This is a genomic window from Nocardia sp. NPDC052566 (assembly GCF_044547285.1).
In the GTDB taxonomy this organism is placed as follows: Bacteria; Actinomycetota; Actinomycetes; order Mycobacteriales; family Mycobacteriaceae; genus Nocardia.
In genome coordinates this window covers 998,835-1,025,464 of record NZ_JBIUAF010000002.1, presented here as the reverse complement: position 1 = coordinate 1,025,464, position 26,630 = coordinate 998,835, and the positions used below count along the sequence as shown (strand labels likewise).

Here is a 26,630-nt window from a genome sequence, read left to right as displayed (position 1 = left end):
CCACCAAGGAGGTGATCATGTCCACTGCCGATCAGCGCGAATGTGAGCATGAGATCACGATCGCGGCGCCCGCCGCCGTCGTCTACCGGTTGATCGCGGAGGTCGAGAACTGGCCGCGTATATTCCCGCCGACCATCCACGTCGACCAGGTCAGCACCGGCGATCGGGAGGAACGCATCCGGATCTGGGCCACCGCGAACGGCGAGCCGAAGAGCTGGGTGTCGCGGCGCACCTTGGACCCCGACCTGTTTCGGATCCGCTTCCAGCAGGAGGTTTCGGCGCCTCCGGTGGCCGCGATGCGCGGGGAGTGGATCATCGAGCCGGAGTCGGCGGACACGTCCAGGGTGCGATTGCTGCACGGCTATCGCGCTGTCGACGATGATCCGGACAGCTTGGCGTGGATCGATGCCGCGGTCGACCGCAATTCCCGGGTGGAACTGGCCGCGTTGCGCGCGAATATCGAATCGGTCGTCGCCGCAACGGAATCGACCTTCTCCTTCGAGGATTCGGTCCTGGTGCGTGGACGTGCCGATGATGTGTACGACTTCGTGAACGAAGCGGATCGATGGGTCGAACGGCTCCCCCACGTAGCATCGGTCCGATTCGAGCACACCGAGCAGGGGGTGCAGACCCTCGAAATGGATACCAGGGCCAAGGATGGGTCGACCCATCGCACGATGTCGTATCGGGTGGTGTTTCCCGGGGAGCGGATCGTGTACAAGCAGGTCACCCTGCCGAAATTACTTGCGCTGCACACGGGCGAGTGGACCTTCACCGCGATCGATGGCGGGGTTCGCGCGACGTCGCAACATACCGTGGTGTTGAACACCGACAATATCGCCTCGATCCTCGGCGACACCGCGACCACGGCCGATGCGCGAGACTATGTGCGAAATGCCCTGAGCACCAACAGCAGTGCCACCCTCGAGCTCGCCAAGGCGTACGCCGAAGATCGGGCAAGCGCACACGCTGCCGAGTGATCATGGCTACCCACGGTTTCGGCAGCGATGTCGCCGTCGGTGCGGTCCCCGAAGTCCGCCGGATCGATTTGGCCGCAGGCGAACTCACTCTCTCGGCACTGCTGTGCGCGGCGGAGAATCCGCGCGCGGTGGTCGTGGCACTGCACGGCGCGGGCACCGGTGCGCACTACTTCGACGGCCGCGCGCACCCCGATGTGTCTTTACTGGCTCTCGGTGCGCGGCTGGGATACACGATGCTGGCGATCGACCGTCCGGGGTACCACGGATCCACACCGGAGTTCCCCGGCGGACAGTCGATTTCGCGGCAAGCGCACACCATTGCCATCGCACTGCGGAACTTCCGCGCGGATCATGAGATGGGACAGGGGATCTTCCTGCTCGGACACTCCTTCGGTAGCGCGGTGGCGATGACCATGGCCGCCGATCCAGCAGGCTCCGAGGTGCTCGGCCTCGATATCTCGGGGTGGGCCGCGCATTTCGCCAGCACCCCGAAACCGGATACAGTGCGTATGCACTGGGGCGCGTTGCGGCTGTACCCGCCGGGCACATTTCGCTCCGGCGCGGCCATGCTCGGCCCGGAACCGCCCGGCGAGCGTGCCGAAGCATTCGACTGGACAACGACATTCGCTGCCGTCGCATCGAGAATTGCCGTCCCCATTCGCGTCACATTTGCCGAATATGAGGCAATATGGCGGCACGACGCCGAGTCGGTGCGCGAACTGCGTAGCGCTTTTCGAAGTGCACCAGCCGTTCTCGTCGATCGCCAGCCCGATGCTGGGCACAACATCAGCCTCGGCTGGGCCGCGCGGTCATATCACCTGCGGTCGCTCGGCTTCTTCGAAGAATGCCTGGCACGGCGAAATATGAACTGACCGCACGGTGCCGGCTCGATGGTTTCCTGTGGCCGGCATCCCCACCGGGGATGCCGGCCACAGCTGTCAGCCGATGCTGAACGGTTGGCCCCAGATAACGACCCAGGCGGTGACATTCGGGGTGAACACCTCGACGGCGGCGAAGGTGCGCGCCTGGGCGTAGCCGCCGCAGCCGCTGAGACCGATCGTCGAGTCGCTCCAGGTCACCGAGCCACTGTTCCCCTGGAACGGGTTGGACTTGTAATGATGTTCGTTGCCGAAGAGGTCGGGAGACTCCTGGTCGAGAATGAAGAACGACTGGGACTGCCCCGGCCCGAGCGACAGGTTCGCGCCCGTGGCGGCCCCGGCCGTGGGCCTGGTGTTCTGACCGTCACTCCAGTCGAGGCCGCCCTCGGCACTGCCTTTCGCACCGCCGCCCGCGATGTTCACCTGGCAACCAACGGTGTATCCGGGATAAATGAATCCACCCGATTCCGCGCCCGGACCCGAGGTCTCGACTAGCACGCGCCCGGATACCCAGGCGTTTCGATGAAGGGGTGTGGCGCCCATCGACGGGCTTATCGTGGCGGATTCATCGACGAGCCGCACAGTTACGACAGTGCCGTCGGATAACGCCCGGATAACCTGGCCACCGGGCAGTGGCACATAGGTATCCGCGTGTGCGGTGGTGGCCGAGCACAAGCCGAGTGCCCCGGTAACGGCGATGCCGAGAGCGGCTGCCTTCACGGCATCCATCGACAGAGACATGGATATGACTCCTTGAGAATTGAAAACCTTTGAGCGGCAAGAGCATTTGCCGAAAAGCCTAGCCATTTCGCCGCCCGGCGGCACATAGCGCGATCGCACCTTCGAACAGCACCGCGCACGGCTGCGCGATGGCGGCGAGATGAGAAGGCGGGCTCGCGCGGTTAAGCTCCGAAGATGGCGAGAAGCTGGAACTCACTCGGCAAGCAGCTAGGTCTCATTGCCAAGGAACAGGGTCCCAAGATCGTCCGGCAGCAGGGACCTCGGCTGGTCGAGAAGCTGGTGGGGACGTTGACGCAGCGCAAAGCGGCCGGGGTCGCGGTGCGCCCGACCGCGTCGACACCGGTCCCGACCGGCGAGCGGGCCAGGCAGATCGTCTACGCCCCGCAACTGGACGGCCGCGCCGATCCCGGCGAGATCGTCTGGACGTGGGTGCCCTACGAGGAGGATCCGTCCAACGGCAAAGACCGCCCGGTGCTCGTGGTCGGGCGCGACCGCAGGACACTGCTCGGCCTGATGCTCTCGTCGAATCCCGAACGCGCCCATGACCGCGACTGGATCGGCATCGGCAGCGGCCCGTGGGACCACGACGGCAGGCCGAGCTGGGTCCGGCTGGACCGCGTGCTCGACGTCCCGGAGGCGGGCATCCGCCGCGAGGGCGCGATCCTGGCGCGCAAGACCTTCGACCTCGTCGCGCATCGGCTATGCGCCGAATACGCCTGGCACTGAGCCCGCCCTGCGCCGAAGTCAGGAGAGCATGTTGCGGGAGCGCCCGAAAAGCAGCCCGTAGACCAGGGATCCGAGCACGCCGCCGACCAGCGGGAACACCACGAACGCCCAGACCTGGGCCATCGCGCCGTCCTGATAGGGCGCGACGGCGAGGCTGCGGGCCGGGTTGACCGAGGCGTTGTCCACCGGGATCGCGACCAGGTAGATGACGGCGAGGGTAGCGCCGATCGACAGACCGGCCAGCGGGACATCGGAGATCTGATCGGTGGAGGCGAGCACCACGAAAACCAGCAGCGCGGTCAGCATGATCTCGACGATGATCGTGGCCGCCAGGCCGTACCCGTCCTGGATCACCACCTGACCGAGCGGGCCGGTCTCGGCCGCCGGGCTGTGCGCACCCCAGCCGTTGGCGGCGAGCCCGTTGACCGCGCGATCGTAGGAGGGCAGGTTCTTCGCGATCGCGAACAGCACGAGACCGGCCAGGAAGCCGCCGATCAGCTGGGCGATGACATAGCCCGCCGCGGTGATCGCCGAGATCCGGCCGAGCAGCAGCTGCCCGACGGTGACCGCGGGGTTGACGTGGCAGCCGGAGATCGGCCCGATCGAGTAGACCAGGAACATCAGCGTGAGCCCGAACGCCAGCGCCACGCCGAGCCCGCCGACCCGCTGACCGGCCAGCACCGCGGTGCCGACGCCGCCGATCACCAGAACGAACGTGCCGAACGCCTCGGCCGCCCATTTCTTCCCGTCGGGGATGGGTGCGAACTCGCCCGCTTCCTCGACAACTTCCTGAGCCGTGGGAGACATAGCTGCCCCGCCTCTCCGAGTATTCAGGCCAGACTCGGTGCCGCGATCGTCGCGCTGGCGACCGGCGGTGGGGTACCTGGCCGAGTTTTGGGCGTCCCCGATGAGTTACCCATGTGCTTACGAAATCAGTTGTCCCGGTGACAAAAGGTGATCCAGGTGTACTAGCGACGAGTCCGCAACAGGCCAATCGCACCACGTGCTGACCATCGCGAACGCTACGCGACCGGCATGGCTCCCACAACGATTTCGGCGGTGTGTCTACGCCAGGCGGGTGATCTCTACGACAACCTCGAGATCGGTCGAGCCGCCGCCGGAGAAGATGCCCTTCAGCGGCGGGACGTCGGCGTAATCGCGCCCGACGCCGACCGATACGTGCTGTTCGTTGATGGCGATGTTGTTGGTCGGGTCGTAGCCCCACCACAGCCCGGTCCACGCCTCGATCCAGGCGTGCGACTGGCCCGCCACGGTGGCCCCGATCTCGGCCGACGGATTCGGGTGCAGATAGCCCGAGACGTACCGGCTGGGAATTCCCATGCTGCGCAACAGCACCAGCGTCAGGTGCGCGTAGTCCTGGCACACCCCTTGATGTTCGGCGAAGGCCTGTACCGCCGAGGTGTGCACGGAGGTGGTGCCCGCCAGGTAGTCCATCTCGTCGTGCACCCATTGCGATACCGCGACAACGGCTTGCGCGGGCGACATCCCCTTCGCCTGCTGCCGCGCAATCGCGGCGAGCTTGCGATCCGGCGGCACATACGCGGTGGGCGCGAGCATTTCGTCGAAGCGGTCCGCGGTCTGCGCACCGCGTAACTCGTCCCAGTCGCATGCCTCGCCCGGCCCGGCGAACGGCTCGGTCTCCACCACCGACGAGCCGGTGACCTCCAATTCGGTATGCGGCGCATGCAGATCGAAGGCGGTGACCGCGGTGCCCCAGTAGTCGGTGTAGCGGTAGGAACGGGTCGACGGCACCGTCTCGACCCGGTTGAGGATGACGTTCTGCCTGCTGTCGGCGCGCGGGGTGAGCCTGGCCTCGTTGAACGAGCGGGTGACCGGTGCGTCGTAGACATATCCGGTGGTGTGCACCACCCGAATCCGCCAGCTCATACCTCCCCCTCGACCTGCGCGATGGTGCCGTTACCGCTGTGCAGATCGGTCCACGCCACCCACGGCGCCGCATGGAAATACTGCAGCGCGACCGCCTCGCTGACCTCACGGCAGGTCTGCTGCAACGAGAGCAACCGATTCTGCAGGTCCTCCAAAAGCGCTCCCGGCGCGAGGAATTCGAGTTCGCTACGGGCCCGGCCGAGCAGCCGCTGCGCCTCGGTCCGCGCGCCGACCCTGCTGCTCGGCTGCTGATCCAATTCGGCGAGGCAGGTCTCGGCAACCCGCACCGAATGGAAGACCGAGCGCGGGAAAAGCCGGTCGAGCAGGATGAATTCGGCGACCAGGTTGGCGTCGAGCGCACCGCGATGGGTGCGCAGATAGGTGTCGTGCGCACCCGCCGAGCGCAGCACGGTCACCCAGGCGGGCGACGACGTGCGATCCCCCGCGCGCGAAAGCAGCAGGCGCACCGTCATGTCCACGCGTTCGATGGCGCGTCCGAGCAGCAGGAAGCGGTAGCCGTCGTCGCGGCTGAGCGTGGAATCCGACAGTCCGGCGAACATCGCCGCCCGGTCCTTGATGTAGTGGAAGAACTCGTGCGGGCCGAGTGCGCGCGCGGCCCGCTCCGCGGCGGCCAGCCCGTTGTAGGTGGCGTTGAGGCACTCCCACATCTCGCTGGAGGTGACTTCGCGTGCGCCCCTGGCATTTTCGCGCGCCTTGGCGATGGAGTCGATGATCGAGCCGCCGTGTTCGTGGCTGAAGGCCACCAGATCGGTCACGGACCAGACGTCCAGCTCGCCCTCGGGCGGTTCGATACCGAGCACCCGCAGCAGCACCCGGGAGGTGCGGTCGGGGTCGACGGTCGCATCCTCGAGCAGTTGGTGCACAGCGACATCCAGGATGCGCGCGGTGGCGTCGGCCCGCTCCACGTAGCGCCCGATCCAGTACAGCGATTCGGCGTTGCGGGCCAGCATCAGCGCATCACCCGGCCCTGTTGCTGCTGTTGTTGTTGCTGCTGACCTTGCCGCTGCTCTTGCTGCTGTTGCTGCTGTTGCTGATTCGCCTGGCTCGCGGTCAATTCCCGCCCCACCTCCCGCGACCGCGCCTGCGGCGGATCGCTCACCAGCTCCGCGCCCGCCAGTTCGCGCTCGGCCGGCGAGGCACGCCCGGCCAGTACCCAGGTGTCCTTGCTGCCGCCGCCCTGGCTGGAATTCACCACCAGCGAGCCTTCCGGCAGTGCCACCCTGGTCAATCCGCCGGGCAGCACCCAGATGTCGTCGCCGTTGTTCACCGCGAACGGCCGCAGATCGACGTGGCGCGGCACCAGTTCGTCGCCGATCTTCGTCGGCACCGTGGACAACTGCACCACCGGCTGCGCGACCCAGCCGCGCGGATCCGCCCGCACCTTGCGCCGAATAACCTCCAGCTCACGCGGACTCGCGTCCGGCCCGATGACGATGCCGTAGCCCCCTGACCCCTCCACCGGCTTGATCACCAGCTCGCCGACCCGGTCGAGCACCTCTTCGCGCTCGTCGTCGAGCCAGCAGCGGTAGGTGTCGACGTTGGGCAGCACCGGTTTCTCGTTGAGGTAGTACTCGATGATCGCCGGCACGTAGGTGTAGATCAGCTTGTCGTCGCCGACGCCGTTGCCCACCGCGCTGGAGATCACCACATTGCCCGCGCGGGCCGCGTTGAGCAGTCCGGCGACGCCGAGCACCGAATTCGGCCGGAAATGCATCGGATCGAGGAAGGTGTCGTCGATGCGGCGGTAGATCACGTCGACCTGGCGTTCGCCCGCCGTCGTTCGCATGTAGACGACATTGTCGCGGCAGAACAGATCGCGGCCCTCGACCAGCTCCACGCCCATCTGCCTGGCCAGCAGCGAATGCTCGAAGTATGCCGAGTTGTAGACGCCGGGGGTGAGCACAACCACCGTCGGGTCCGCCGCATTGGGCGCGGCGGACGCACGCAGCGCCGCCGACAGATGACTCGGGTAGTCGCCGACCGCGCGTACCCGGTGCGAGGAGAACAGATCCGGGAACACCCGCGCCATCGTGCGGCGGTTCTCCATTACATAGGAGACGCCGGACGGGGAGCGCAGATTGTCTTCCAGCACCCGGAAATCCCCGCGTTCGTCGCGGATGAGGTCGATGCCCGCGACGTGGATACGCACCCCGTTCGGCGGCACCAGCCCAGCGGCCTCCCGGTGGAAATGCTCACACGAGGTGACCAGCCGCTTCGGAATCACCTCCTCACGCAGGATGTTCTGCTCGCCGTAGACATCGGCGAGGAACAGTTCCAGCGCAATCATCCGCTGCTTGATACCGCGCTCGAGCTTGCCCCACTCCGCCGCCGCGATCACCCGCGGCACCAGATCGAGCGGGAAGGGGCGCTCCTTACCCGACAGCGAGAAGGTGATGCCCTGATCGATGAACGCGCGGTCGAGCGCGTCCGAGCGCGCCGTCAGGTCCGCGACATCGATCGGGGCCAGCGCGGAGTAGATGCCTTTATACGGCTGCCTGACCTTGTCCGTGCCGTCGAACATCTCGTCGAACGCCTGCGCGTACCGGCCGGGCCGATAGCCGTCGAACAGTCCCTCCTGGGCCGATTTACTGTTGCTGAGCGGATGCCCGTTCGCCCGCGCCCGTTCCTGCGCTGTCGGGGAGGCCGGGCGCGGCGGCGACGCGGAAGTCATGCAGAAATCGTGCAACACGCAGCGGTGATGTCGCGTGAGTCACAGGTAAATTTCTCGCATCACTCCGGTCGCGCGCCACACTGCCCGGTCGGTTGTGACCTGGATCGCGAGCCGGTGAAGGCCGCTGGACGGGCGCCGATTTCATGTGACGGGCGCGTGCTGGTAACCTCGATCTTCGGCATCGCGTTACCCCTATTTCCGGGTGCGACGCATGCTCACGAACTTTTCGTCAGCACAGACCACTCAGCGAACAGGAATCAGAGGATATAGGCGTGGCCAACATCAAGTCCCAGATGAAGCGGATCCGTACCAACGAGGCGGCGCGCGTGCGCAACCAGTCGGTCAAGTCCGCGCTGCGCACCGAGATCCGCAAGGTTCGCGAGGCGCTCTCGGCCGGCGACAAGGACAAGGCCGCCGCCTTCCTGCAGTCCGCCAGCCGCAAGCTGGACAAGGCCGCCTCGAAGGGCGTCATCCACGCCAACCAGGCCGCCAACAAGAAGTCGGCGCTGTCGCTGGCTCTCAACAAGCTCTGAATAGTTAGGTAGCCCCCGCTACCTCGACAACGTCTAGACGCAGCCGCCGTGGCCTCGAAGACCACGGCGGCTTTTGTCGTACGCGTTGGCTATTACTCGAGCGTAAGGGGGATTTCGGATCGCCGCCCCACTTGTCATGGGAGCCAGTTACGATGCGGCGCATGGTTACCGTGTACGCCAATCAGACCGTGGTGCGATCCGAGGATCTGCCGGACGTCATCCGCGCCGCCGAAATCCTCGGCTTCGGCTTGAAGATCGAAAACGTCATGGTCCCCATCGACGATGACGGTGGGTACTCCCTCGAGTGGATCGTCACCCGCGACGAAGAGGTCCCGGTCTACGAGGAATGGGACGGCCGCTACGAGGAGTCCGACGAGGACGACGATGAGGACGCCGTGCTGCGCGCGGTCCTAGCCGGGGAGTAAGACGCCCGCGGTCCGGATCACGACTCGTCGGAGTCGGCCAGGCGGTCCAGCGCCGCCTGGGAATCCGGGTCCGCGGCCCGATAGATGATCAGCCGCTGATCGGGATCCTGCATCGGCATCAGCACCTCGTAGTTCACCGCCAGCGGCCCCACCACGGGATGCCGGAGCGGTTTGCGGCCGCGACCGTGCACCTTCACGTCGTGCTGCGCCCACGCACCGGCGAACTCGCGGCTACGCGCGCAGTAGTCGTCGACCATCTCCGCGAGCTCCTGATCGTCCGGATGCGCCGCCCACGCCGCGCGCAGATCGGCGATGCCCTCCCGGATGATCCGCTCGCGGTCACCGTAGAAATCGCGCAGCGCCGGATGCATCAGGCACAGCCACATGGTGTTGCGCTGCCGCGCGGGCAATTCGCCGAAGTCGAGAATCAACCTGGCCATCTCCCGATTCCAGGCGAGGATGTCTTGACGTCCTCTCCGCCCAAAGGGCGGAGATTCCTGCCAGCGCCCTCACGGGTGCTCTTGGTGGGTTCCTGTTTCACAGGGGCTCGCTTCCCCATTAAGCGGGAAGGCTGACAGCCCCTCCGCAGGCGTTTAACCTCTCGGCCCGTCCGGCCGCGAGGATGTTGACTGCCGCGTTCAGATCACGGTCGCAGACAGCCCCGCAGGTACAGGTCCACTCCCGCACATGCAGCGGTTTCTCGTCGCTGATCGCCCCGCACACCGAGCACAGCCGGGTGGAGGGGAACCAGCGGTCGACCCTGGCGAAGTATCGCCCGTACCGGGCGGCTTTCTCCTCCAGCATCCGCGTGAACATGCCCCACCCGGCGTCGTGGACCGATTTCGCCAACCGGGTACGCGCCAAACCCTTGACGCACAGGTCCTCGACGTATACCGCTTGGTTGTCGCGGATGATCGTCGTGGACTGCTTGTGCGCCCAGTCGCGGCGTGTGTCGGCTACTTTCGCATGCGCCTTCGCGACACGCACGCGGGCTTTGGCCCGGTTCTTGCCGCCCTTGTCCTTGCGAGACAACGCTTTCTGCGCCTTGCGGAGCTTCCGTTCGGCCTGGCGCAGGAACCTCGGCGAGGCGATCGTCTTGCCATCGGACAAGACCGCGAACGTCGCCAACCCCAAGTCGATACCCACCTCGGCATCGGTTGGCGGCAACGCCTGATCGCTGGTCACGACCACGAACGACGCGAAATACCGGCCCGCCGAATCTTTGGTGATCGTCACTGACGACGGTGCGCTCGGCAACTCCCGCGACCAGGCAATCTTCAACTCCCCGATCTTCGGCAACCGCAGCTTCCGGCCGGTTGTTACCGCGAAGCGCGCGTTGCGGGTGAACCGAATCGACTGTCGGGAGTCCTTACGGGACCGCAACCGCGGCAGCGCGATCCGAGCACCTCGACGCTTTCCAGTGACCGATTGAAAGAAGTTGCGGTAGGCAGTGTTCAGGTCGGCTAACGCTTGCTGCAACACCACTGACGACACCTCGCTGAGCCAGGCGCGTTCCGGGGTCTTCTTCACCAACGTCAACCGTTTCGACAACTCCGCGTCCGGGATAGGCGGCAAGCCCTGCTCGAACGCCGTCTTGCGTGCGGCCAACCCGTCGTTGAACACCACCCGCGCACACCCGAACGCACGAGCCAGCCCAACCTGCTGGCCCGGCGTCGGGTAGACGCGGAAGTTGTACCGGAGCTGCACAATTCACAGCGTACTTTCGCCGACCGACACCTGACCCGCATGGAGGAGATCATGCGGGCGGTGTGTCAGGACTTCGACTGTGAACTGATCGAACTCAATGACGAGGCCAACCACGTGCACCTGCTGGTGAACGTCCCGCACAACTGGGTAGGACGCCCTCGCAGGTGGCGCTGGCATGGGCGCTGCGGCAGCGCGGCATCACCTCGCCGATCATCGGCGCGCGCACGCCCGCTCAGCTCGAGGACAATCTCGGCGCACTGGAGGTCGAGTTCGACGATCAGCACCTCGCGCGGCTGGCGCAGGCGAGCAGCATCGATCTCGGGTTCCCGCACGAATTCCTCGGCAGGGCGATGACCCAGAGCGTCACCTTCGGTGACCTGAAGATCGAAGGCAGGCGCTGAGTCGCCGTAATCGGCTGTCGCGCATACTATTTCAGTCTCGGCCCGCGACGGCCGCGGGTGACCTCCAGCGGACGGAGAAGAGGGGCTGGAGGTCACCCCTCGCGTGTCAGTTCACGCAGGGGATGGTGTCGCCGTTGATGGTGGTGTCCACCGGCTTTCCGGAATCCGGTGCGGGAGTGGTGGTTCCGTCCGCCGCCGAAATCTGGTCGCGCACCTGGGTATCGGCAGGCGGCAGCGGGATATCGGAGGGGCTCGGGGTGCCGAAGGCGGCGCGGACCTCGCGCTTGATCGCGGCCGGGTCGACGATGTTCACGTCCTGGCCGTCGACGACGTCGTAGCGCAGTACCGGCAGCGTGCGGAATTCGACGGTGGGGCTGTCGGCCGAACCGAGGGTGCGCAGGAAGTCGGTGGCGTTCCAGCCGTTGGACAGCACGATATTGCGGTGCGCGACCGTCATCAGCGCGGACAGCTTGCCCATATCGGTGAGCGTGCCCGAACTCTTCAGATCGTTGGCCACCGAGGTGAGGAACGCCTGCTGGCGATGGGTGCGATCGAGATCGCCGTTCTCCAGGCCGTGCCGCTGCCGCACGAAGGCGAGCGACTGGGCCGGGTCGAGCCGCTGGCGGCCCGCCGGGAAGTCCGCGCCGGAGTATTCGAGATCCTGCACCGGATGCTTCAGGCACACCTCGACGCCGCCGAGTGCTTTGGACAGGTCGTAGAAACCGCCGAGGGTGATCTCGGCGAAGCGGTCGATCGGCACGCCCGTCAGGTCGCGCACGGCCTGGATGACGGAGGCGCGGCCAGCCTCGCGGCCCTCGCGCTCGAGCGTCTTCCGATCGGTGACACCCTTGTTGATCAGCTGGTCCTGCACCGCGGCCTTCTTCAGGCCGTAGGCTTCCTTGATCTTGGCGTCGGTGTAGCCGGGGATGCCGGATACCTTGACGTAGTCGTCGCGCGGAATCGATACCGCGACAATCTTTTTCATATCCTTCGGGATATGCACCAGGATCAGCGTGTTGGCGTTGTAGCCGCCGTTGTCGCCATCGCCCGCGTGCAGCTGGGACAGCACCTCCTGCGGCAGCTCGTTGCCGTCCTGATCGCGCCGGGTGTCCAGGCCGATCAGCAGGATGTTCATATCGCCGTCGAGCGAATGCGGCGCGTCGTCGCCGAGCGCGCCCGACCTGCCGAAGCCGCTGTCGAAACTGCCCGCCGTCGCCCAGCCGATGGCGGTGCCGGCGAGCACCGCGAGGGACAAGCCCGCGGCCACCACCTTCGCGGCGATGCGCCCCACGCGACGCTGTGCGCGGCGGCGATGCGCACCGCGCGCCCGACGAGCGTGCCGCCTGCGGGCACGCTGGAGATCCTCGACCCGGAAGCCCGGCACGGTTTGCTCGTCCATAACTAACGTCCAGTTTGCCTGGACGAACAGGGCTCATGGCGGCCCGAGTGATGGATATCTCCTGGTCAGCCCGCTGCGTGCAGGTCGAGGATGCGCGTCAGCGCGTACTCCAGCGCGTAGCTCGCATCCGCGGCGCCGCCCTTGACGTCGGCGTTGAGCGCCGCGACCACCTGCAGAGCGGACCCGATGGTGGCAGGCGTCCAGCCGCGCGCCTGGGCCTGGGCCTTCTTCACCTTCCACGGCGGCATGCCCAGATCGGAGGCCAGTTTGAACGGGTCACCGCGCCCGGCCGAGCCGACCCTGGCGATAGTGTGCACCGAGTCGGCGAGCGCGTCGGCCAGCAGCACGTGCGGCACGCCGCGATCGTTCGCCCAGCGCAGCGCCTCCATCGCGCCGGGGCGGTCGCCCGCGACGGCCAGTTCCGCGACGTCGAAGCCGGAGACCTCCGCCTTACCGGAGTAGTAGCGGCGCACGGCCGCCACATCGATCTTGCCGCCGGTGTCCGAGGCCAGCTGCGAGGCGGCCGCGGCCAGCTCGCGCAGATCCGAGCCGATCGTTTCCAGCAGCACCTGCACGACCTCGCCCGCCACCCGCACCCCGGCGGTGCGGAATTCACCGCGCACGAACTCGACCCGCTCGGTCGCCTTGGTGAGCTTGGCGCAGTTGTGCACCTGCGCGCCCGCCTTCTGCAATGCCGGGGCCAGCGCCTTGGCCCGGCCGCCGCCGGAATGCAGCACGACGAGCACCACACCCTCGGGCGGATCCGTGGCGGCCTCGGTGATCACCGACACCGCGTCCTTCCCCGCCTCCGCGGCGGATTCGAGCACGATCACCCGATCCTCGGCGAACAGCGACGGGCTCAACAGCTCGGCGAGCTCCGCGGTACTGGCATCACCCGCCCGCAGCCGATCCACCGGCACGGCCTCCGGATCCGGCGCCACGGCCCTGACCTCCCCGACGATCCCCGCGATCGCCCGTTCGATCAACAGCTCTTCTTCCCCCAGCACGAGGTGCACCGCCGCGATCCGCTCCGTCACCCGCCCGATCCTACGTCCCCCCACCGACAGCCCCGCGCCCTCACGCCGACGCGATCGAGCGCGGCCTGAGTAGGTCGTCGACAAGGGCGCCGATAAGTCCGCGGGGAATTGCCGACCCGGTCAGGGCGCAGTAGACGAGCGGGCCGACGAGGGCGTCCATCGTGGCGTCGGGGCCGAGCCGCGGTGCGATCTCGCCCGCGTCGATCGCGCGGGTGAGCATGTCGCGTTCTCTGTCGCGGCGCGGGCCGAGGTAGCGCTGCTGGAAGCTCTCGGCCGTGGCGGGATCATGTTGGGCTTGGGCGATGAGCGCCAGCATGACCTTGCCCGCCGGATCGCGGGTGAGGAATCGGGCGAAGGCGCGCAGGTAGCCGCGGATACTTTCCGCCGTCGGCTGCTCCGCCGGAATGGGTAGCCGCTTTTCGCTGTCCTCGATGAGCGTGTCGAGCAGGATCTCGACCTTCGACGGCCACCAGCGGTAGATCGTCTGCTTGGCGACGCCCGCCCGGCGCGCGATCGCCTCGACGGTCAGCGCGCCGAAGCCGTGCTCGGCAAGCAGGTCGTCCGCGGCGTGCAGTACGGCGAGGCGCGCGGCCTCGTCGCGCCGGTTGCCGGAGTGCGTCCGTGGGGGTCGAGGGCTCGCGGCGGGCATGCGGGACACGATACGTCAGCGCGGTCACGGATTTGTGTAGACGCGACGTCTTGTCTATACGCAACGTCCAGTCTAGATTGAGGGCCTGGATCTTCCGCACCGCGAAGGAGTGACCGTGTCCGCCACACCCCACCGCCGAGCCCTCGTCATCGGAGCCTCCCGAGGGCTCGGCCTCGTACTCGCCAGCGAGCTCATACGACGCGGCTGGCACGTCATCGCCACCACGCGCCGGAGCGGCGGGGAACTGCAGGCGCATGCCGATGCGTCCCAAGGGCGACTGGAGATCGAATCACTGGAGATGACGAGCTCCGAACAGTTGGCCGCGCTACGCGAACGCCTGGACGGCCGCCGGCTCGACCTGCTCTTCGTCAACGCCGCGATCGATCGCGGCAACCTGCCGATCGCCGCGGTCCCGACCGACATGTTCACCGAGGTGATGATCACCAACGCCGCGAGCCCGCTGCGCACCGTCGAGGCGCTGCGCGATCTCGTCGCTCCCGGCGGCACCGTCGCGATCATGTCCTCCGAACAGGGCAGCATCTCGCGGAACACCGAGGACGGCTTCGAGCTGTACAAGGCGAGCAAGGCCGCCCTCAACCAGTTGATGCGCAGCTACGCCACCCGCTACGCCGCCGACGGCCACACCAAACTCCTCATCGACCCCGGCCACAACCAGACCCGGCTCGGCGGCCCCGACGCACCCCTCCTACCCGAAGAGAGCATCCCGGCCGTCGTCGATGTCCTCGAAGCACAAGCGGGCGCGCCCGGACTGCAATTCCTGGACCGCCACGGCAAGACCGTGCCCTGGTGAACGCCCGCTCAATGCGCAACTATGGCGGCAACTGTCGAGAAGCGCCTACCTGAGCGCACGCTCACCGGGCCGACCATCGGCATCGCAGGGCGAAATGGGTACGGCCGCGCCGCAATCGGGTGAGCCGCGGGATCAATCCTCGCGAATCCGGGTGCGGCCGAGGCTTGCGCGCGGTCTCCTCATCCTCGGTGGTGATGGACGAGCAGTTGGGCGAGGAGGCGGGTCAGGGTTTGCCGGTCCTCGGCGGAAAGGGGTTCGAGTAGGTCGTCCTGCACCTTGTCGAGTGTTCGATCCAGCTGTCGCAGTTGCCGATTCCCCGCCTCGGTGAGGCTCACCATGTTGCGCCGGCGGTCGCCCGGGTCGGGGGTTCGCTCGACATAGCCCTGCTCGGCGAGTTGATTGATCGCGGCCACCACATCGCTGCGGTCCATATTGGTGCGGCGGCCGAGTTCGGCCTGGCTGGCCACCCCGAATTCGTCCAGCGCGGCCAGTATCCGGTAGTGGTACCCGCGCGCGCCCACCGCACCGAAGCCATCGGACGCCAGCCGATGGGCGTGTACCGCCAGCTGAGTGAGCAGCCAACTCGGCTTCGTGGTCAGGCGTGCGGGCATCTCCTCCACGACAGCCACCCTACATGGTTGGCGCAGCCAACCAATTTGACCTCGCCTGGACCAGCCAGGATCGACCACAGGTCAGAAGCCCTGGCCGCGTATGTCGAGCAGGTGGTGACGCAACTCGTGCACGGTGTGCAATGCCAGCCAGCGCAACGACCGATGGGCGGGCTCGGGATAGCTGTAGACGAGCTCGCGGCGCTGGTCATCCGGGCCGAGACGGTCGAAAGCGTGGGTGAAAAGCATTGCCGCGTCGGTGAGCTGGCGGGCGACATCATCGGGGTGCTGTGCGGCGTAGCCGTCGTGCTCCACCCGTTCGTCACGGCCCATCGGCTCGGCCGTCGGCGGGATCTCGGCGCGGCGGGCGGCGAGCAGCCGTTCCCGCTGCACCAGCAGAACATCGCGCATATGGCAGGCGTACTCGAGGCCGGACCAGATATCCGGCGCGGTCCGGGTACGCAGAGCGGCCGGGTCGGCGGTGGTGAGCAGTGCCGCGTACTGCGCGGCATAGTCGCGGATGGTCGACGTCGCGGTCGGGACGAGGGCCTCGTCGTAGTCGAAACCGCATTCCGCACAAGGAGTCACAGGGCCACGGTAGTGGACCACACGCTCGCGGTGACCCGCATGGTGATCGCCACGACTCAGCTCGGTTGACGGCCGGTGTCCGTCCCGATCGGTCGGCGAGTGCGCAGTCAGGTCGGCGCTACTCGATAGTCGCTGCCGTAGTTGCACATTGGGCGAGCGGACCGGGCGAGCTGTTGTGCTAGCTGGAGTTCGGGGGCCGTGCGTGCAGGGTGCGCAGGGTCGGGCCTGCGCCCATCACGAGTATGTCGCCTTGTTCGTCGGTACGGGCTACGGTGGCGCCGAGGGCGGAGAGTTCGGCGAGGAGGGCGGGGTGGGGGTGGCCGAAGGTGTTGTCGGCGCCGACCGTGACGAGGGCCAGGCGGGGGCGGACCGCGGTGAGGAATTCCTTTGTGGTGGTTCGGGATCCGTGGTGCGGGACCTTGAGGATGTCGGCTCGGAGCTCGGCGCCCGAACGCAGCAGGGATTGCTGAGCCGGGGCCTCGATATCGCCGGTGAGCAGGATCCGGCCCGCCGAGGTGGTGGCCGCGATGACGATCGACCGGTCGTTCGCACCATCGGTCCCCGGCGGACGCGTCAGGCGAGCGGAGCGTGCCGCGGGCGCCAGCACCGTCAATTCGACCGCGGCGAAGGCAAGCACCTGCCCCTCCGACAACTCGATCAGCGGAACCTTCTCCGCGGCAGCGACTTCCACCACCTGCTCGATGCCATCAACAGGTTCACGCCCTCCTCTAGGCGCCTCCCCACGCTCGTCGGCTACCCGTCCCCTGCTCTCGACCGACTCCCCCTGAACTCCTGTGGCGAGCCGGGGCTGAGCGGAGAGGCCGTCCAATTCGTTGGGGGCGACGGCGAGTGCGGAGACGTGGCGGTTCTGAAGGGCTCCGGGCAGACCGCCGATGTGGTCGGCGTGGGGGTGGGTCAGGATCAGGAGGGGGATGGTGGTGATGCCGAGGCGGGTCAGGCAGGTGTCGATGGGGCGGGGGTGTGGGCCGACATCGATGACCACGGCGGCGCCGTTGCCCAGGGAGAGTGCGAGGGCATCGCCCTGGCCGACAGCGCAGGCGGCCAGGACCCAGTCGCCGGGTGGCCAGCCGGGGTGCCAGATCCGGATCGGAATCAGTACCGCCGCCACCGCGACGGCGACGACCACGGCCACTCTGCGCACCAGGCGGCAGCGCAGGGCGAGGATGATCGCGACGAACACGGCGCACGCGGTGATGCCGCTGAGGGCGCCGCCGGGCACCGTCAGCTCCGCACCCGGTACGGCCGCGGCATGTTCGGCGACCGACAGTAGCCACCACAGTGGCGGCGCCGCACAACGCAGCACCACGTCGGCGAGCGGTGGCCACAGGCAGGACAGCACCGCACCGGTGGCGCCGAGGACCGTGATGGGCGCGATCACCGGCTCCACCAAGCAGTTCGCGAGGATCGCGACCATGCTGACGCGACCGGTGAGGGCGATCATCAGCGGCGTGGTCACCACGAACGCCGCGGCGGAGACCGCGACGATCTCGGCCGGGACGCGCCGCCAGCCGCGGGCGCGCAGCCAGTCCGCCCAACTCGGCGCCAGCAGGATCAATCCGCCGGTCGCGATGGCCGACAGCGCGAATCCGGCGCGCACCGCCAGCTCCGGCCACAGCGCGAGCAGTGCGATGATCGCCGCGCACAGCGCGGGCAGTGCCTGCTTGCGGCGTCCGGTGACCAAGGCCAGCAAGGTGATCGCGCCCATCGCCGCGGCGCGAAGCACACTGGGATCCGGGCGGGCCACGATCACGAACATCAGCAAAGCGGCGGCCGCGACAGCTGCCGCGGCGCGCGGGCCGAGGGTCAGCAGCCGCACCACGAAGAGCACGGCCGTCAGCAGAATGGTGAAGTTGGCGCCGCTCACCACGCAAAGGTGTTCCAGCCCAGCGATTTCGAAATCCTCGCGCACATGCTCGGGCAGCGCGAAGGTGTCGCCGACGACTAGCGCGGGCAGCAGCCCCGCCGAATCCGCCGACAGCGCGCGCGAACTCGCCCCTGCCAGGGCGGTGCGCACAGTTCCGGCGACCCGTTGCCACCACGGCAACGAGCCGACCACGACCGGCGGACCCTGCGCCCGCAGCATCACCACCGTCAGATCCCGGTGCGGCGGTTGTTCCGCCCGTGCCCGAAACTCCACCGCCTGCCCCGGCGACAGCCGCGCCCACCCCTCCCCCGACGCCAGGATCACCACCGCACCACCGGTACGCACCACGCTCGCGCCCCGGCGATACTCCCGCAGGTTTCCGCGCACCACCCACCGCTGATCGCCGAATCCACTGGACCGCACCGGTTTCGGATCGCTCACCGGCGTCGCGACCACCATCACCGACGTCGCACCGGCCGTCGACCGCAGTGGATGAGTCTGCACCCGATACTCTCGCCAGGCCGCCGCCACCGCGAACCCCGCCCCCAGCAACACCGCGGCCAATGCCACCACCGCCACCCCGCGCCACCGCTCCCGCCGATGCGCCATCGACCACAGCAACAACACCCACAACCCGATGGCGAGCACGACCAGCCCGGCCGCCAGCACCACCCCCGCCACCCACCCAGCCGTCACCGCGGCAATCGTCGCGCCCCAACAACACAGCATCGCGGGCAGCAACCGCGCATCCAGCACCCCTGGCTGCTCCTCCGCCGAGGCCCGCCGATCCACATCCCCCACCCCATCCACCGCGGTCATACGGTCACCAGGTCGCGGAGGCGGGCGAGGCGGGCCGGGCCGATGCCGTCGATGTCGCCCAGCTGGGTGATGTCGGTGAAGCGGCCGTTGGTGGTGCGCCAGGTGATGATGGCGCGGGCGGTGACCGGGCCGACGCCGGGGAGCGTGTCGAGTTCGGCCTCCGTCGCGGTGTTGAGGTTGATACGGGCGCCGGGGCGTTGCGCCGGAGCGGAATTCGGCGATGGATGCCCGCCGGCGTTGATCGTCGTACTGCCCAGCTGTGGTGGGCCCGCGTTCGGACCGTGCGGGCCGACCAGCACTTGGTCACCGTCCTGCAGGCGCTGCGCCATATTCAGTCCGGACAGATCCGCACCGTCCTGCACGCCGCCGGCCGCGGTGATCGCATCCGCCACCCGCGACCCGGACGGCAGGCGGACCAGCCCGACCCGCCACACCAAACCCACCACGCTGACCACCAATTCGGTACTCGCGCTCTCCGGTGTGCCAGGCACCGCACCGGGCGCCGCACTCGGCGCGGAACCGGCCCCCGAGGGCCGGGCACTGACCGCCGTCGCCGTGCGCACCGCGGGCACCGGCACGGACCGCGCGACCGGCCGCTCCCACAGCACCACACCCGCCGTCGCGACCACCGCCACCAGACCGGCCACCGCCAACGTCAGCACACCCCGCCGCCCAGGATCGAGCCGAGCCCCCAGAAACCGTTCCGGCACAACCCGATCCACCCACCGCCCCCGCCTACCGCCCGGCTCCTCGAGCCAACTCGGCGCCCGCACCCCGCCGATCCCACCGCTGTCCTCGCGCACAGCGCTCTCGGTGTCGCTCCCCTCCGCCGCACCGATGGCCCCGTCGGCATCCCCCGGATCCGCCGAAAGTTCATCGAGATCCCACTGCCCCGCCCGCCCCACCGCCCCCGGCTCTCCGGCATTCTCCGTGCTCACCCGCGACGCCTCGGGTCCGTCGTCGAGGCAAATCTGCCCACTCGACGCGGCCACGGCACCCTTCCTTTCACCCGCCGGATTCACGGCGCCGACCTGCTCGCCCGACACCATGGAACCCTCCGCATTGCCGCGCCGGCTCGACCACAGCGCCCCCGAATGCGCCCGCCGCACAGGCGGTTTGCCGTCCAGCCACGCTTGCCCACTCGAGACTGCCGCGGCATCGTCCGGCTCCTCATCGCCCCGCACGCCATCGCGCCGGCTCCGCCACAATGCACCCGTGCGTGCCTGCCGCACCGGGGGTGCACCGTCGAGCAGTGGCCGTGCGCTCGACGATGTCGCGGGCGCGGCCCCCTTACCCGCCGCCTCCGAGTCTTCCGCCTTGTCGCTTCTGTCGAACTTCTGTTCCTTTGCCTGCCGCCACAAATGTCGCTGTGCCGGTTCTGGTGAGCGGAGCAGAGGGTGTGGACGGCTGAGGCCGACGGCTCGGGCGACCTTCGATGCGCGAGTCCGGCTGGGTAGCTCGCGCGTTGGCCGTACCGGCTCAGCCGGGCGCAGGCCGGTGCGGAGTTCGGTTTGCCGGGTTCTGGTTGCGGCGACTCGGGCGTTGAGGGCGCCAAGGCGTCTGCGGGTTCGCTCGCGCTCGTCGTGTCGTGACATGGCGGCGACGGTAGTGGGCATCCGGCGGCGAAGATCGGGGCCGAGCAGGGGATTCAGAAAGTCTGTGGATAAGCGGAGGCCTGTGGACAAGTAGTTGGCGGGTTCGCTGGCCGTTGGTGGTGGTGACGCGGACGGACATGAAGCCGCGGGAGACGTAGAAGTGGTGTTGCGCCGAGGCGGGAGGTCGGTGGTGTGCAGGCAGGCGGTCGGGCCGACAGCTCACCGAAGAGCCAGGTCAGCAACAACCGCCCGGCACGACGAGCACGCCGACGGCACCGACTCCGAGGTGAATACCGAGGGTGGGCCCGAATTCGGTGACGATGAGTTCCCGGATGCCGGGAATCAGGTTGCGGAGTTGGGTGGCAACGGTATTGGCCACTTCCTCCGCGCCGAGATGCTGGACGGCCACCGCGGCGCCGTCCTCGCCCGCCGCATCGACCGCGGCGGCAACGAGTTTGGCGTACGCCTTGGAGCGGGTGCGGACCTTCTCGCGCAGTTCGAGACGGCCCTCGACGATCTGCAGCAGCGGTTTGGTGACGAGCTCACTGCCGAAAAAGGCTGCGGCACTGCTCAAACGGCCACCGCGGCGCAGCTGCTCGGTGCGGTTGACCAGGATAAAAGTGCGAGCCCGGCTCGAGGCGGCGACGGCGGTGTCGTAGACGATGTCCAGTGGCGAGCCATCCCTGGCCCGGCGAGCGGCGGCGAGCGTCGGCAATCCGGTGGCCAGACCCGCGCCGAGCGAATCGACGAGCCGCACCCGGTCGGCGGCGTCCATATCGCGCACCGCCTGCCTGCCCGCCTCCCAGGTGCCGGACAGCTGACGCGAGAGATGCACGGCCACAACGCCATCGCCCGCGCTGCGCGCCAGCGCCGATTCGTAGGCGGCACGCAGTTCACCGGGCGAGGCGGCCGAGGTGGTCACGGTGTCGGCGGCGTAGTCGATGTCGATCGGGTCGATGCCCTCGCGGATCGCCCGGTCACCCACCAGGACATGCAGCGGCACAACGGAAATGCCCAGTTCGTCGACCAGTGCGGTGGGGACGCTCGCGGACGAATCGGTGACGACCACTACGGCCACGGACTACCGAACCTCCTGCAACGTCTTCACCATCGCATTGGCCACCGCGGCATGCCCGGCCCAGCCCCAGTGGATGCCGTCCGGGTTGGCCTCACCGGAGAAGATATTGTCGCGCACCGCTTCTCCGAGGTCGACCAGTGGGACCGAGGTCCGCGCCGACCACGCCCGCAACGCCTCGACCGCGCGCGGCCGACCGGAATGCACCCGGCCGTAGGCGGCGCAGTCGTGCACGGACGGCAGCACCGCGACCACCGGCAGATCGGGGCGCAGCTGGGCGAGCGCGTCACGCGACTGTTCCAGGTAATCGATGCTCACCTTCGGCGGAAGCGCAACGGGGCGGCCGAGTTTCGACAGTTTCGGCTGCAGCCAGTTGTAGGTGGCGCGCACGCCCCTGCGCAGCACCGGCGGCCGCACGTACCGGATCAGCTCGCGCAGCGCGGTCGGCAGCGGCGAGGGCAGCGTGTCCATCCCGCCGACGGCGAACACCACCGCACCGGCGCGCGGCACGGCCGCCCACACGCGCGGGTCGCCGATCAGCGCCCAGTAGGCATCGCGGCAGGTCCAGCCGATCCGGCCGACCAGCTCCACCTCCCAATCGAGTTCCGCCCCGACCAGATTCGGCCAGATCCGCGGATCATCAGCGGGCAGACCACCTTTGGGCCCGAAATAAGACAGCGAATCGGCGATCACCAGCAGCACCGGTCGCGCGGGCTTCGCCTCGTCCACCACCGTATCGGCCGCCTCGGCAACCACACCCGAGCCACCGCCGGGGGCAGGCGCGGCAGCCTCATCGGTCCGCTCGACGATGCCGCCGACCGCATCACCCGATTCCGCCGAAGTCGCGGAACCGCCGACCACGGCGCCGAATTCGGCCGCGGATTCCGAAGCACCGGTATTCGGTACTCCCGCAGAACCAATCGACGCCGCTTCACCCGATTGCCCGGGCGCAGGCGCGAATCCAGCGTCGCCGGGCACCGTGGCACCGGCCGATCCCGCGAATCCTTCAGCAGCAGTACCCGGCTCATTCGTCGCCGCAGCAGCATCATCGGCTGCCGTTTCGGCGGACCGCGCATATCCGGGCGTGGACACGACCCCGGCGCCCCCGCCGGGGTCGGTGGATGCGGCGCCCGGATCAGCTCCCGCCACGTCCACATCCGAACCCTCACCATCGGCCGCGGGGTTCCCGGTGCGCTCAGCGAGTCCAGCTATCGCAGTAGTCGATTCGCCGGCGGCGGATTCGGATCCACCGGTCACCGCGCCGAATCCCGCGCCGCCCGGCGCGACAGCGTCCGGCTCGCCGGTCGGCGCGGCCGTTTCCGCTACGGGGTCCGGCGCGGGCGCCGGGCCGAATAGCGCGTCGGGGATAGAGCGTTCCGGCTTCGCGGTGACCTGACGGAACAACTCGTCGGGCACCTGCCGAATCGGCTCTTCAGAGGACATCCGGGGCCACCTTCGCCGCTGCATTCCATACGTCCAGGCGCCAGCCGGGATGATCGATGCTCGGGCCGTGGCTGCTGAGCTGCACCCAGCTGGTGTTGGCCAGTCCACCGAGGACAGGCCAGTTGCGTGGCGGCAGATCCAGTAGCGCGGCCGTGAGGGCGGCGATCAGCCCGCCGTGCGCCACCAGGATGATAGTCCGGCCAGGCCAATCCTGCCGGTCGGCGTACAACTCTTGGACGACCGGCAGCGACCGCGCGCCGACCTCGAGTTTGCTCTCGCCGCCGGGCGGGGTGTATTCCGCGTCCAGCCGCCAGGCCACCCGCGCGCCCGGATAGTCGGCGTCGACGTCCACATGGGTCAACCCCTCCCAATCGCCGAGGTTGGTTTCCCGCAGCCGGGGATCGCGCACCACGGGTAGGGAGGTGTGGTCGGACAGTGCGACCGCGGTGTCGTAGGCGCGGCGCAGATCCGAGGAGACGATGGCGATGGCATTGCGCGAAACCAGTTCCCGCGCGGCTTCTTTCGCCTGCCGCCTGCCGAGTTCGGTGAGATCGGTGTCGATCTGGCCCTGCATCCGATCGACCGCGTTCCATTCGGTCTGCCCGTGCCGCAACAGAATCAGCGTGCGCACACCGGCGTGCTTTCTCACTCGGCGTCGTCCTGCACCGTGCCGGTCAGCTGGCGCGGGTCACCGATGCCGTCGACGGGCACCACCGGGCAGTCCTTCCACAGCCGCTCCAGCGCGTAGAAGTTGCGCTCGTCGTTGTGCTGGATGTGCACCACCACGTCGACGTAGTCGAGCAGCGCCCATCGGCCCTCGCGGGTCCCCTCGCGCCGCACCGGCTTGTGCCCGGCCTCGCGTAGCTTCTCCTCGACGTTGTCGACGATGGCGTTGACCTGGCGCTCGTTGGGGGCGGAGGCGATGACGAAGCAGTCGGTGATGACCAGTTGCTCGGACACATCGAGCACCACCACGTCCGAGGCCAGTTTCTCGTCGGCAGCCCGCGCCGCGACCTGCGCAATCTCGACCGACTCGACCGACGCGCTCATTCAGTAACCTTCCGATCCGCGGTCACGTATAGGTGCCGCTTCGATATGTACTGCACCACGCCATCCGGGACGAGGTACCACACCGGCCGATTCTCGGCGGCGCGTCGACGGCATTCGCTCGACGAGATGGCCAGCGCCGGGATCTCGACCATGGTCACCGCATCGGCGGGAAGTCCACGCAGATGTTCCTCGAGATGATCGGTGTTCAGCTCGTACCCCGGACGGCTCACTCCGACGAACTTCGCCAGTTCGAACAGTTCGGCCCAATCCTGCCATGTCAGGATGTTGGCCAGCGCATCCGCTCCGGTGATGAAGTACAGTTCGGCGTCCGGATACTGGATCCGCATCTCGCGCAGGGTGTCGACGGTGTGGGTGTCCCCGCCCCGGTCGATATCCACCCGGCTGACCGAGAACCGCGGGTTGGAGGCGGTCGCGATCACCGTCATCAGGTAGCGATCCTCGGCGGGGCTGACCTGTTTGTCCGCCTTCTGCCAGGGCAGTCCGGTCGGGACGAAGATCACCTCGTCCAGCTCGAACCGGTTGGCGACCTCGCTGGCGGCGACCAGGTGACCGTGATGGATGGGGTCGAATGTGCCACCCATCACCCCCAGTTTGCGTCGACGCCGACCTGACTCGTGCATGACTGCCGAGCTTAGTTGGTCAACTGCCGACGACCGCCCGCACACCCCGCTTCAGCACACCGTCCAGTACGTAAACGGCCTTACTCCGCGTCGCCGACGTCCTCCGCCAGCATCTGCACCATCTGGTCGCGGGTGTTCGCGATCTCGTTGCTGATATCGAGCGAGGGCGCGGTCAGCGCCAATGCGCGCAGCTCCGCGAGCAACTCGCGCATGGTGTCGAGCGCGGGACCGCCGTTCCACAACTGCAGCCACGCCGCGGAGCGCAGGCATTTGGCCCGCGGCCGGATCATGCCGAGCAGGTCCCACAGCTCGGCCGCCCGCAGATAGGCGGCCAGCGCCTGCTCCTCCTGGCCGCAGCCCTCCAGCGCGCCCGCCGCCGACCAGGCGAGCTCGGCGTGCAGTTCCCTGCGGTCGGCATCGTGCTGCACCAGGCGGGCGGCCTCGGCGAATTGCTTCGCGGCGTCCTGATTCCGGCCGAGCCGCTGCAGCGAATCGCCGAATTGCCCGCGTACCAGCGCGAGTTCGGCCCTCGGATACGGAATCACGTTGTCCGCCAGCGCCTGTTCGAACAGCACCGCGGCCTCGCCGTGCCGTCCGGCACGGTGCAGCGCACGAGCCGCCACCACGGTGTGGTGCACCACATCGGGTTCGGAGATGCCTTCCCAGCGAGCGGCGGCGTTGAGCGCGGCGTCGGCCAGTTCGAGATCGCGTCCCGGCTGACCGGCGACGGCGGTGACCAGCTGGGAACTCAACCGCGCGACATGTTCGGCGGGCAGCACGCCCGCGCCGAACTGCAGCGCCTCCCGCAGCTGGGCCTCGGCGACGCCGGGATCGTCGGACAGCCGCGCGGTCGCCAGTTCGGCGAGCCTGCGTGCCTCGGCCGCGAAGTCGGCGGCGTCCTCGACGGCGACGTGCGCCGCGGCGACCGGAATGCGCGCGGACCGCGGCAGCTTCCCGCGCATGCCGAGCGGCAACCGGTCGAGCAGCGGCCGCTGCGTCAGCCTGCGGGCCACCCTGGAGCTGACGGCGGTGTTGCCGTTGCGCGCGTCATAGCGGGCGGACAGCTCGGCGATCTCCGAATCCAATTCCGCCAGTGTCGAATCCACGGTTCCGGTACCGACGCCGACGGTACCGAGCTCGAGGGTCACCAACCTGCGCAGCAGCACGCAGACGCCGGTGACGAACGACAATCTGCTCGACGCGTCCGCACCGGGCTCGGTGAGCCAGGACGCGTGTTCGGCGAGTATCTCCAGCCCGCGCGCCTCGTTGCCGGTCAGCGCGCAGAACTCGATGTGCATGCCGACCGAGTGCCGCAGGTCCGGCATATGCCTGACCAGCGAGTAGCCGGTGAGATGCGCGCTGCGCGCCTCGGCGAGGCGGCCGGTGCGCACCAGCGGCAGCAACGCCTGCGCCAGTACCCGGTGCGGCTCCTCCGCGCAGCTGCGCTCACCGTCGATGACCGGCCGCCAATGCGCCAGCGCGGCCTCGTCCTCACCGAAATAGGCGCTGCTCGAACCCCATTCGTTGCGCTCGCAGGCATCGCAGTCGGACATGCTGTCGCGCGGCGCCGCCATCGCCGCCGCGAGCAGGGCCGAGGAGGTGGCCTGATCGTCGAGCTTGCGCGCCAGTTCGGCGCGCAAGGTGAGCACCGGGCGCGGACTGTAACCGCGCTGGCGGTACCGGTTTTCCAGTTCGTCGAGCCAGCGGTACACGGTCGGCAACGCGACGGCGGGATTGTCGATCAGCCCCCAGGTCATCCACTTCAGGTACCAGTGGATCGAATGGGTGAACGGGCCGAGCTCACTGGGGAATTCGTCGTAGATCCGCAGCAGCCTGCCGTAGGTGACCGGCGCCAGATCGCGCTCGCCCGCATAGGTGTACGCCTGCGCCAGCTGCAACAGCACTTCCCCCTCCAGTGCCCGATCCGATGCGGATTTCGCGGCGGCGGCCAGTATCTCGAGCCGCTCGACCTGCATCCGGCCGCGCGGCAGCGCGCGGCTCTCCCACAGCGCGGCGTGAATCTGCGTGGTGTCCATGAG

Annotated in this window: 26 protein-coding genes and 2 pseudogenes; 8 read left to right on the top strand and 20 right to left on the bottom strand. The window is 68.3% G+C overall.

Annotated elements, in window-relative coordinates; translation table 11 throughout:
• Positions 1-17 precede the first annotated feature (17 nt).
• Positions 18-980 (top strand): aromatase/cyclase, encoded by a 963-nt coding sequence (locus ACIG5A_RS11665; protein ID WP_397240110.1) that lies wholly within the window; start codon positions 18-20, stop codon positions 978-980.
• A 2-nt stretch (positions 981-982) separates the two neighbouring features.
• The gene (locus tag ACIG5A_RS11660; RefSeq protein WP_397240109.1) at positions 983-1,852 is read left to right on the top strand and encodes an alpha/beta hydrolase; all 870 of its coding nucleotides are present in this window, start codon (positions 983-985) and stop codon (positions 1,850-1,852) included.
• A 66-nt stretch (positions 1,853-1,918) separates the two neighbouring features.
• Here ACIG5A_RS11660 and ACIG5A_RS11655 read toward each other — a convergent pair whose 3' ends face one another.
• A complete protein-coding gene (locus ACIG5A_RS11655) occupies positions 1,919-2,599 on the bottom strand; it encodes an MspA family porin (RefSeq protein ID WP_397240108.1) in 681 nt (226 codons plus the stop codon).
• A 174-nt stretch (positions 2,600-2,773) separates the two neighbouring features.
• On the opposite strand from ACIG5A_RS11655, the gene ACIG5A_RS11650 reads away from it, so the two are divergent.
• Positions 2,774-3,325: a type II toxin-antitoxin system PemK/MazF family toxin gene (locus ACIG5A_RS11650; protein ID WP_397240107.1), complete on the top strand. Its 552-nt coding sequence runs from the start codon at positions 2,774-2,776 to the stop codon at positions 3,323-3,325.
• An 18-nt stretch (positions 3,326-3,343) separates the two neighbouring features.
• Here ACIG5A_RS11650 and ACIG5A_RS11645 read toward each other — a convergent pair whose 3' ends face one another.
• The 4 genes from ACIG5A_RS11645 to ACIG5A_RS11630 form a co-directional block, all read right to left on the bottom strand.
• Positions 3,344-4,132: an aquaporin gene (locus tag ACIG5A_RS11645; RefSeq protein ID WP_397240106.1), complete on the bottom strand. Its 789-nt coding sequence runs from the start codon at positions 4,130-4,132 to the stop codon at positions 3,344-3,346.
• 258 nt (positions 4,133-4,390) lie between these two features.
• On the bottom strand, positions 4,391-5,233 hold the full coding sequence (locus ACIG5A_RS11640; RefSeq protein ID WP_397240105.1) for a transglutaminase domain-containing protein: 843 nt from the start codon (positions 5,231-5,233) through the stop codon (positions 4,391-4,393).
• Positions 5,230-6,204 carry an alpha-E domain-containing protein gene (locus tag ACIG5A_RS11635; protein ID WP_397240104.1) on the bottom strand — a complete coding sequence of 325 codons (975 nt, stop codon included), beginning with the start codon at positions 6,202-6,204 and terminating at the stop codon, positions 5,230-5,232. Before ACIG5A_RS11635 ends, ACIG5A_RS11640 begins: the two co-directional genes overlap by 4 nt.
• Complete coding sequence (locus ACIG5A_RS11630) at positions 6,204-7,775, bottom strand: circularly permuted type 2 ATP-grasp protein (protein WP_397240602.1); 1,572 nt, start codon at positions 7,773-7,775, stop codon at positions 6,204-6,206. Before ACIG5A_RS11630 ends, ACIG5A_RS11635 begins: the two co-directional genes overlap by 1 nt.
• Before the next feature lie 422 nt (positions 7,776-8,197).
• Between ACIG5A_RS11630 and rpsT the strand changes: the two genes are divergently transcribed.
• A complete protein-coding gene (gene rpsT / locus ACIG5A_RS11625; protein ID WP_397240103.1) occupies positions 8,198-8,458 on the top strand; it encodes a 30S ribosomal protein S20 in 261 nt (86 codons plus the stop codon).
• A gap of 161 nt (positions 8,459-8,619) precedes the next feature.
• Positions 8,620-8,883, top strand: a complete 264-nt coding sequence (locus tag ACIG5A_RS11620; RefSeq protein ID WP_397240102.1) for a hypothetical protein — start codon at positions 8,620-8,622, stop codon at positions 8,881-8,883.
• A 17-nt stretch (positions 8,884-8,900) separates the two neighbouring features.
• Here the strand turns inward: ACIG5A_RS11620 and ACIG5A_RS11615 are convergent.
• Both ACIG5A_RS11615 and ACIG5A_RS11610 read right to left on the bottom strand, forming a co-directional pair.
• A pseudogene (locus ACIG5A_RS11615) lies at positions 8,901-9,365 on the bottom strand (transcriptional regulator); the annotation flags it as partial.
• A 76-nt stretch (positions 9,366-9,441) separates the two neighbouring features.
• Positions 9,442-10,590, bottom strand: coding sequence for an RNA-guided endonuclease InsQ/TnpB family protein (locus ACIG5A_RS11610; RefSeq protein ID WP_397240101.1), 1,149 nt, complete (start codon positions 10,588-10,590; stop codon positions 9,442-9,444).
• Positions 10,591-10,629: 39 nt separating this feature from the next.
• On the opposite strand from ACIG5A_RS11610, the pseudogene ACIG5A_RS11605 reads away from it, so the two are divergent.
• Positions 10,630-10,674 (top strand): annotated as a pseudogene (locus ACIG5A_RS11605) (IS200/IS605 family transposase); the annotation flags it as partial.
• A 59-nt stretch (positions 10,675-10,733) separates the two neighbouring features.
• Entirely contained in the window at positions 10,734-10,991 is a 258-nt protein-coding gene (locus ACIG5A_RS11600; protein ID WP_397240601.1) for an aldo/keto reductase, read from the top strand.
• Between the two features lie 106 nt (positions 10,992-11,097).
• Here ACIG5A_RS11600 and ACIG5A_RS11595 read toward each other — a convergent pair whose 3' ends face one another.
• From ACIG5A_RS11595 to ACIG5A_RS11585, 3 genes are all read right to left on the bottom strand, one after another.
• Positions 11,098-12,390 (bottom strand): LCP family protein, encoded by a 1,293-nt coding sequence (locus tag ACIG5A_RS11595; RefSeq protein ID WP_397240100.1) that lies wholly within the window; start codon positions 12,388-12,390, stop codon positions 11,098-11,100.
• A gap of 65 nt (positions 12,391-12,455) precedes the next feature.
• Positions 12,456-13,427, bottom strand: a complete 972-nt coding sequence (gene holA, locus ACIG5A_RS11590) for a DNA polymerase III subunit delta (RefSeq protein ID WP_397240099.1) — start codon at positions 13,425-13,427, stop codon at positions 12,456-12,458.
• Positions 13,428-13,467: 40 nt separating this feature from the next.
• On the bottom strand, positions 13,468-14,076 hold the full coding sequence (locus ACIG5A_RS11585; RefSeq protein WP_397240098.1) for a TetR/AcrR family transcriptional regulator: 609 nt from the start codon (positions 14,074-14,076) through the stop codon (positions 13,468-13,470).
• Between the two features lie 115 nt (positions 14,077-14,191).
• Here ACIG5A_RS11585 and ACIG5A_RS11580 point away from each other — a divergent pair, with 115 nt between their 5' ends.
• Positions 14,192-14,887, top strand: a complete 696-nt coding sequence (locus tag ACIG5A_RS11580) for an SDR family NAD(P)-dependent oxidoreductase (RefSeq protein ID WP_397240097.1) — start codon at positions 14,192-14,194, stop codon at positions 14,885-14,887.
• 179 nt (positions 14,888-15,066) lie between these two features.
• Here the strand turns inward: ACIG5A_RS11580 and ACIG5A_RS11575 are convergent, their stop codons facing one another.
• From ACIG5A_RS11575 to ACIG5A_RS11530, 10 genes are all read right to left on the bottom strand, one after another.
• Entirely contained in the window at positions 15,067-15,498 is a 432-nt protein-coding gene (locus tag ACIG5A_RS11575; RefSeq protein ID WP_397240600.1) for a MarR family winged helix-turn-helix transcriptional regulator, read from the bottom strand.
• Positions 15,499-15,579: 81 nt separating this feature from the next.
• Positions 15,580-16,083: a DinB family protein gene (locus tag ACIG5A_RS11570; protein ID WP_397240096.1), complete on the bottom strand. Its 504-nt coding sequence runs from the start codon at positions 16,081-16,083 to the stop codon at positions 15,580-15,582.
• Positions 16,084-16,261: 178 nt separating this feature from the next.
• Positions 16,262-18,787 (bottom strand): ComEC/Rec2 family competence protein, encoded by a 2,526-nt coding sequence (locus ACIG5A_RS11565; protein WP_397240095.1) that lies wholly within the window; start codon positions 18,785-18,787, stop codon positions 16,262-16,264.
• Complete coding sequence (locus ACIG5A_RS11560; RefSeq protein WP_397240094.1) at positions 18,784-19,836, bottom strand: helix-hairpin-helix domain-containing protein; 1,053 nt, start codon at positions 19,834-19,836, stop codon at positions 18,784-18,786. Before ACIG5A_RS11560 ends, ACIG5A_RS11565 begins: the two co-directional genes overlap by 4 nt.
• Before the next feature lie 781 nt (positions 19,837-20,617).
• Positions 20,618-21,460 (bottom strand): DegV family protein, encoded by an 843-nt coding sequence (locus ACIG5A_RS11555; RefSeq protein WP_397240093.1) that lies wholly within the window; start codon positions 21,458-21,460, stop codon positions 20,618-20,620.
• 3 nt (positions 21,461-21,463) lie between these two features.
• Positions 21,464-22,186 (bottom strand): diglucosylglycerate octanoyltransferase, encoded by a 723-nt coding sequence (octT, locus tag ACIG5A_RS11550; protein WP_397240599.1) that lies wholly within the window; start codon positions 22,184-22,186, stop codon positions 21,464-21,466.
• Between the two features lie 703 nt (positions 22,187-22,889).
• On the bottom strand, positions 22,890-23,549 hold the full coding sequence (locus ACIG5A_RS11545; protein ID WP_397240092.1) for a histidine phosphatase family protein: 660 nt from the start codon (positions 23,547-23,549) through the stop codon (positions 22,890-22,892).
• A complete protein-coding gene (gene rsfS, locus ACIG5A_RS11540; protein ID WP_397240091.1) occupies positions 23,546-23,950 on the bottom strand; it encodes a ribosome silencing factor in 405 nt (134 codons plus the stop codon). Before rsfS ends, ACIG5A_RS11545 begins: the two co-directional genes overlap by 4 nt.
• Positions 23,947-24,591, bottom strand: coding sequence for a nicotinate-nucleotide adenylyltransferase (gene nadD / locus ACIG5A_RS11535; RefSeq protein WP_397240090.1), 645 nt, complete (start codon positions 24,589-24,591; stop codon positions 23,947-23,949). Before nadD ends, rsfS begins: the two co-directional genes overlap by 4 nt.
• Before the next feature lie 80 nt (positions 24,592-24,671).
• Positions 24,672-26,627, bottom strand: coding sequence for a hypothetical protein (locus tag ACIG5A_RS11530; protein ID WP_397240089.1), 1,956 nt, complete (start codon positions 26,625-26,627; stop codon positions 24,672-24,674).
• Positions 26,628-26,630: the final 3 nt, after the last annotated feature.